A 7,247-nucleotide genomic window follows, 5' to 3' on the forward strand; every position below is an offset into this window, starting at 1 on the left:
ATTTCTTTATATCTAGTTTAATTTAAAAGGTGGTAGTTACGAATGAAACATAATAGTGAAAACACTAGAAAAGATATATTTATAAATATGCAGCAAGAAGTGTTTACAGGAAATGTGCTTGATATAGGAACAGACAACTATGGTGTTATATATAGTTTATATAAACAGTATAATGATGGAGCTGTTATAGAATACGTACATGGCAGAGAGGAAAGAGAACTTATTGAGAAGGGCAGTTATGATAGCTGCATTTTATTGTTTTCTTTAAATAATTTATGGTTTAAATACAATAAGAGAAAATTTATTAAAGATATAAGTGAATATTTAAAAGAAAATGGAGTTTTATATATTTGGGATATAGATAAAGGATATTATAAATTTTTTAAAGGTAAAGTTAAAATATTACTGCCTGACAAAAAGATTAAAGAAATAAATCTACTTGATATGAATATTTTTAAAGATACTTCTAAAGATGCTACATTGAAAATGTTAAAGGAGTTTTTTGAAATAATTGATTTGAAGTACTCAGATAATATATACTATATAAAGGCACGAAAAGTAAGTGCTGATTATACACAGCAGGAAGTTAGAAATGCTGAGAAAGGAAGAACAAATGTTAAAAATATTATTAATTGGAATAAATTCAAAGTTCATTCACAGCAATTTGGCAATAAGATATTTAAAAGCGTACACAGCAGATTTAAACTATAACTGTAATATATTAGAGTTTTCAATAAATGATAGAATAGAAAGAGTACTTGAGGAAATTTTATGTGAAAAGCCTGACTTAGTGGCTTTTTCTTGTTATATATGGAATATTGATTATATTAAACAATTAGCTTCTTTAATTAAGCTTATAGATGACAAGATTAAAATCCTGTATGGGGGACCTGAAGTATCTTATGACAGCGAAAAATTTTTAAAAGAGAATATAGGAGAATATGTTATAGAGGGAGAGGGAGAAGAGACATATAGAGAATATGTAAAAACTCTGTTGCAATACAAAGAGCCTTTAAATATAAAAGGTTTATATTATAAGAGCGATAAGGGTATTAGTTATGGTGGAAAAAGAGAGCTTATGGATATGAACAAGTTAGCATTTCCCTATAACTTAAAGGATAATTTAGAAAATAAGATTGTTTATTATGAAGCATCTAGAGGATGTCCTTTTAACTGCAAGTATTGTCTTTCTTCTACAATTCATGGGGTAAGATTTTTAAGCCTTGAGAGAGTAAAAAAGGATTTAAAGTTTTTAATTGATAAAAAAGTAAAGCTTATAAAATTTGTTGATAGAACCTTTAATTGCAACAGTAAATTTGCTATGAGTCTGTGGGAATATTTAATAAGTATAGATACAGAAACTACTTTTCATTTTGAAATATCTGCTGATATATTAAATGAAGATCAACTTAAGCTTTTGGCTAAGGCACCAAAAGGAAGATTTCAATTTGAAGTTGGAGTTCAAACTACTAATAATGAGGTGTTAAAAAATATAAATAGGTTTGTAGCTTTTGAAGATATTAAAAAGCAAGTTGTTGAACTTAATAAATTAGGTAATATAAAACAACATTTAGATTTAATAGCAGGGCTTCCTGGTGAAGATTTTCAATCTTTTAAAAAGTCTTTTAATGACTTATACAGCATAGGACCTGATGAAATACAGCTTGGATTTCTAAAGCTTTTAAAGGGTTCACCTATGAAGGAAGAAGCTCAAAAGTGGGGAATTGTTTACTCACCTTATACACCTTATGAAGTTCTTAAAACTAAAGATATAAGTTATGAGGAACTTTTACTTTTAAAAAGAGTAGAGGCAATGATTGATAAATATTACAATTCTCAGAAATTCACTAGCATATTGAAATATTTTATTCCTAAGTTTGAATCAGCTTTTGATTTTTATTTAAGCTTGGGGGGATTTTTTTATGATAAAGGTTATTTTAGTAGAAGCCTATCTTCAACAGATTATTATAAGGTGTTTTTAGAGTTTAATAGTGAAGTATTGAATAATGAAAATGCAGCTTTAAAAGAAATTGTAAAATTTGATTACTTAAAGTTTAATAGGAAAAAGTGGCTTCCAGAATTTCTTGAGAGGAATATTGGCAAAAATACAGAAAGAATTTTTAAAGAAGCTATAAAAAATGAGATAATAGAAGTTCCTTTTATTAATTATCACATTGAAGATTTTAATATTGATATTATAAAGTTTATAAATAATGGTGAGATTAATGGTGGAATTTACTATTTGATTTTTGATGAAAACAACTGTAATAATATATTAGATGTAACATATGTTATTAATAAAGAAAAGTTATTAAATCAGTAAAAAGGTTTAATACTGAAATTTTAAATTTAAGTGAGGAAGATATCATGGCAGTTAGAGAAATATTAAGATTTGGAAATGTAAAATTAAAAAGAGTCAGCAGAAAAATAGATATTATAGATGAAGAAGTATTTAATATAGTACAAGACTTAAAAGATACACTTTATAGTACCACGGGAATAGGGCTTGCTGCTCCTCAAATAGGTATTCTAAAAAGAGTTATTTTAATTGACCTTAGGGATGGTGAGGAACCTATTGTATTGATAAATCCTTTAATAGTAGCTAAAATAGGTAAAGAAGAAAGCATTGAAGGATGTTTAAGCTATCCTGGTTATGAGGGTAAGGTAATTAGACCTAAAAAGGTTACTGTTCAGGGATTAAACACAAAGGGGGAAAAGGTGGAGTATATAGCAGAAGGGGTGTTGGCAAAAGCATTTTGTCATGAAATTGATCATTTAGATGGAATATTATATATAGACAGAGCAAAAAAAATATATAAGATAGAAGAATAGGTAGCATTAATAAGCTATCTATTTTTTTATCAAACGCTATTTACAAACATAATATATTGTTATATACTGATGTATATACATTTGTTATGGAGGGTTGACAATGAAGGATATAAAAAAATTAACTTATACGGCATTATTAACAGCATGGGCTATAATTATACCTTTTGTTTTTGGATTTATGAGTGTTACTATTGGGCCATTTACAGCGACGTTAACGGCTCATGTACCTATGTTTTTATCGATGTTTTTAGGACCACAGGCAGCTGTAATTACAGGACTTGGTTCAGCTTTAGGATTTTTTATAACAAAAGGACCAATAATAGGGGCAAGAGCACTCATGCATGTATTTGTAGGATTGATCGGAGCAATATTGCTTCAAAAAAATGTTTCTTTTCATAAGGTTGCAATTTTTACAGCACTAGTTCACGGTATTTTAGAGGCACTAGTAGTATTAGGGTTTGTTTCTGTTGGAGCTCAAGTTAAATATGCAGGTAACTTAGCAAGTTTTTTAGTAATTACAGTTGGAGTTGGAACCGTATTGCATCATAGTGCTGATGCGGCTATATCTTGGGTACTGGTTAAGTTTTTATCAAAAGCTGGAGGAAGTGTTATAGCAAAACAAAATTCATAAAAAATAGACATCTAATAGGAGAGAATTCCTTTAGATGTCTATTTTTTATAGATTGTCATAAATAATATCACTAATATTGACAAATATTAGTATAAAATATAAAATAATATTCTATGTGCAGAACAATAAGGAAGTGATATTATGGCTATAGAACAGAAGGAATTTAAGTTTGAAGAAAATAAATATAACTTAACTAAAAAATGGCTCGATGATGAGATTAAACTTATAGAAAATAATGATAAGGAATTACAGGATAAAATAGCATCATTAAAAAAGCAAGCTAAAGGTAAATACAGTGAGGAATTGGAAACTGCTCAGAGGCTTTATGAAATAACTCATAAGAATCTTGAAAACTATAATGAAGCAAAGATGCAACCTTATTTTGCAAGGATAGATTTTAGAGAGTATAGAAAAGAGAAGGAAAGTTATTATATAGGCAAGTTTGGCTTAGGAGATAGCAGTACCGGCGATGAAATTGTAATAGATTGGAGAGCACCTATTGCAGATTTATATTACAGTGGTACTCAAGGTCAATCCTATTATAAGGCTCCAGTGGGTATTATTAATGGTGATTTGTCACTTAAAAGAAAATTTTTAATTAAAAATAATACTCTTGTAGATGCTTTTGATGAGGGGATAAACGAAATAATATTAAATTCAGGAGAAGAGAAAGGTAAGGCACTTATAGATGAATTTTTAAGAATAAACTTGGAAGAAAGTGTAAGTGGTAAGTTAAAAGAAGTTATAGCAACTATTCAGAAGGAACAAAACGATATTATAAGAGCAGATAAGAATGGAGCACTTATAGTACAAGGATCTGCAGGTTCTGGAAAAACTACTGTGGCATTACATAGACTTGCCTATTTATTATATAAATATAAGGATAAGCTATCGGGTGAGGATATAATGGTGATAGCTCCAAATAAATTATTTTTAGATTATATATCTGAAATTCTTCCAAATCTAGGTGTAGAAAAGGTAAAGCAGAAAACATTTGAAGAGATATCAATGGAGATTTTAGAACTGAAGGGAAAAGTTTATACAAAAGACAAAAAACTAGCTTTAGTACTTGAAGAAAAGAATAAAGAAAATGTTAAATACATAACTAACAGCAGTAGATTAAAAGGAACTATGACTTTCAAAGTAATGATGGACAGGTATATAAGACTTTTAGAGAAGAAAGACATGGATGTAGGAGATATTACTGTGGAAGGTTATACATTATTTGAAAGCAAGGAAATAAAAAGATTATATATAAAGGATATGCAGCACCTTCCTCTAAATAAGAGGAAAGATGAAATAAAAAGATACTTTAATTTAAAGTTTAGTAGTAAAGTTAATGATATAATGGATAAAATAGATTTTTCCTATGAGTATATGATTGCAAGAACAAAGAAGTCCATGGAAGATGGGCCAGAAAGAAGAAAAAAGCTTATTGAAATTTATGATGAAAGAGATAATAAGAAAGATGAAATAAAAAGAAAGGCAAAAGAAGCTTTTGATGATTATTTTAACTCATGGAAAGAGATTAACACAAGTAAGTTATACCTAGAATTATTTACTTGTAGAGACATATTAGATGAAGTAAGTGCAGGTAAGATACCAGAAAAGCTTATAGATTATATAGTAAGTGAGTTAAATGCAAATGCTGAAAAAGGCGTGATAGATAGTGATGATTTAGCGGCTATGCTTTATTTGAAATTTAAAATTGAAGGGATACCGGAAAAATTAATGTTTAAGCATATTGTTATAGATGAGGCACAAGACTATAGTCTCTTTCAGCTATATATTTTAAGAAGCATGGTTTCAAATAACTCTTTAACTATTGTAGGAGATATAGGTCAGGGAATATACTTTTATAAAGGAATTGAAGATTGGAATAAGGTTATTAACGATGTTTTTGAAAAGGATGCATTATATACACCATTAACACAAAGTTATAGATCTACAGTTGAAATAATTGAATTTGCTAATAAAGTTTTAGTAAAGCAGAATAACAGCCTAAAGCCAGCTATGCCTGTACTAAGACATGGAAGGGCTCCACAGGTTATAGAATTTAAGAGAAAAGAAGACTTTGCTAAAAGGGTAGATGAAATAATAAAAGAAGTAGAAGACCTGGGGAAAAAGAGTGTGGCTATTATAGGAAGAACCTATGAAGAATGTAAAATTATAAGGGATATAATGAAAAAATATAGCACAAATTCCTGGAATTTAATAAAAGACACTGATAAAAACTTAAAATTGGAAAATATTATAATACCATCTTATATGACAAAAGGTTTAGAATTTGATTGTACTATAATATATAACTGTAACGATGAGAATTATGGAAGAGATGAGCTAGATAAAAAGCTTTTATACGTAGTTCTTACTAGAGCGCTCCATCTTGAATATATTTTTTATAATGGAGAAATTTCAAAGCTTATACTTTAAATAGTAGAGAGGAGTAATACTCGTATCATCCTATGGAAATACTTAAAAGATGGGGAAGCACTTATCAAATAAGGTATAATTGTTTGTGCAATAATTAATAGGGGTAAAGCTTCAGAGAGGCTTAGATTTAATTTTGTTCCTAATGAGGAAGAATTTAAAAGAGCAGATGAATTTATTTATAACGTTTAACTGCTTATAATGGTAATTCATGCTTTCATAATAATATATTGAATGGAGTGATTTATATGGAAGAAAATATGATAATGACTTTTCATGATGAGAATGGTCAAAAAGTAGAGTTTGAAGCGGTAGCTGAAATTTATCTAGGTGAAACAAAATATCTTATATTGGCACCTATAGAAGGAAATGATGAAGATGCTTACGTATTTAGAGTAGATGAAGAAGAAGGTAAAGAAGTATTAAACTTAGTTGAGGATGATGAAGAATTTTTAAAGGTAAATAAAGAGTATAAAAAATTATTATATAACGGAGAATAATTTAATGTAAAAGTGGATAAAAGATTAATATAATACTTAAGATACTAATAGTTGATTTTTTCAGGGAGGGATAAAATTTGGATAAAAAGGCTATAATAGAAATATTAGAGAAGAATGAATTAAGTGAAATAGAAGAGATTGAATATAAGGAAGGTTCTTTAGTTCTTAGATTTTTTTATGATTTTGATGAAGATGAAATTGAGAGTGCTAGGGCTTATGCTAATGATGAGAGTGAAGATGAAGAAAATGGTGATATATGGTATGAAGATTTTTTTCTTCCATACTTAAATGACTTAGCTGTAGATAACGTTGGCGAATATATAGAAGAAATAATGGAAGAGCATGAAGTAGATGCACAGTATGTATCCTATGAAATTGACGAAGAAGAATATAGTTATAATGAGTTCATAGCAGCATTTTTTCCAAAAGGTAAAGCTGTTGAGATTGAAGAGGTTTTAGAAGAATTGGAACTTTAGAATTACATAAAAAGGCAAGTATACTTTAACTTGCATATTGAAAAAAGCTAAAAATATGATATAATTAAATTACAATCAATCCTGAGATGTTCGTCAGGCTTATAACGTTCAACCACAGTAACAATAAGGGATTTGCAATAGTTTTATTGGATGTCAGGCTTCCTAATATACATTGATTATATTAGAATTATTTAATATGAAGAAGACAGAATATAAGTGAGCAGAACCCACCTGCGAGAGTGCGGGTATGAACAAATAAGCTAAACGGCATGTTGGGAGCATCGAAAGATAATCGAGTAGGAGCTGAATAATTATTTTATTCAGCGTCCTCTCACACCACCGTGCGTACCGTTCGGTACACGGCGGTTCAATAGAAAT

Annotated in this window: 7 protein-coding genes and 1 other RNA gene; all 8 read left to right on the plus strand. The window is 28.9% G+C overall.

The window, feature by feature from the left end; translation table 11 throughout:
• The first annotated feature begins 42 nt into the window (after positions 1–42).
• The 8 genes from M2651_RS09850 to ssrS all read left to right on the plus strand — a co-directional run bounded on the left by M2651_RS09850 (position 43) and on the right by ssrS (position 7,152).
• Positions 43–711 (plus strand): class I SAM-dependent methyltransferase, encoded by a 669-nt coding sequence (locus M2651_RS09850; protein ID WP_252132190.1) that lies wholly within the window; start codon positions 43–45, stop codon positions 709–711.
• On the plus strand, positions 614–2,323 hold the full coding sequence (locus tag M2651_RS09855; protein WP_252132191.1) for a B12-binding domain-containing radical SAM protein: 1,710 nt from the start codon (positions 614–616) through the stop codon (positions 2,321–2,323). Before M2651_RS09850 ends, M2651_RS09855 begins: the two co-directional genes overlap by 98 nt.
• Positions 2,324–2,367: 44 nt before the next feature.
• The gene (gene def / locus M2651_RS09860) at positions 2,368–2,832 is read left to right on the plus strand and encodes a peptide deformylase (protein ID WP_252132192.1); all 465 of its coding nucleotides are present in this window, start codon (positions 2,368–2,370) and stop codon (positions 2,830–2,832) included.
• 100 nt (positions 2,833–2,932) lie between these two features.
• Positions 2,933–3,463 carry an ECF transporter S component gene (locus M2651_RS09865; protein WP_252132193.1) on the plus strand — a complete coding sequence of 177 codons (531 nt, stop codon included), beginning with the start codon at positions 2,933–2,935 and terminating at the stop codon, positions 3,461–3,463.
• A gap of 141 nt (positions 3,464–3,604) precedes the next feature.
• The gene (gene helD / locus M2651_RS09870; protein WP_252132194.1) at positions 3,605–5,896 is read left to right on the plus strand and encodes an RNA polymerase recycling motor HelD; all 2,292 of its coding nucleotides are present in this window, start codon (positions 3,605–3,607) and stop codon (positions 5,894–5,896) included.
• Positions 5,897–6,141: 245 nt separating this feature from the next.
• The gene (locus M2651_RS09875; protein WP_252132195.1) at positions 6,142–6,393 is read left to right on the plus strand and encodes a DUF1292 domain-containing protein; all 252 of its coding nucleotides are present in this window, start codon (positions 6,142–6,144) and stop codon (positions 6,391–6,393) included.
• Positions 6,394–6,470: 77 nt separating this feature from the next.
• Positions 6,471–6,869, plus strand: coding sequence for a hypothetical protein (locus M2651_RS09880; RefSeq protein ID WP_252132196.1), 399 nt, complete (start codon positions 6,471–6,473; stop codon positions 6,867–6,869).
• A 75-nt stretch (positions 6,870–6,944) separates the two neighbouring features.
• A non-coding RNA gene (ssrS, locus tag M2651_RS09885) (6S RNA) lies at positions 6,945–7,152 on the plus strand.
• Positions 7,153–7,247 lie beyond the last annotated feature (95 nt).

The sequence above is a fragment of the Clostridium caldaquaticum genome (assembly GCF_023806125.1).
Classification (GTDB): domain Bacteria; phylum Bacillota; class Clostridia; order Clostridiales; family Clostridiaceae; genus Clostridium_AT; species Clostridium_AT caldaquaticum.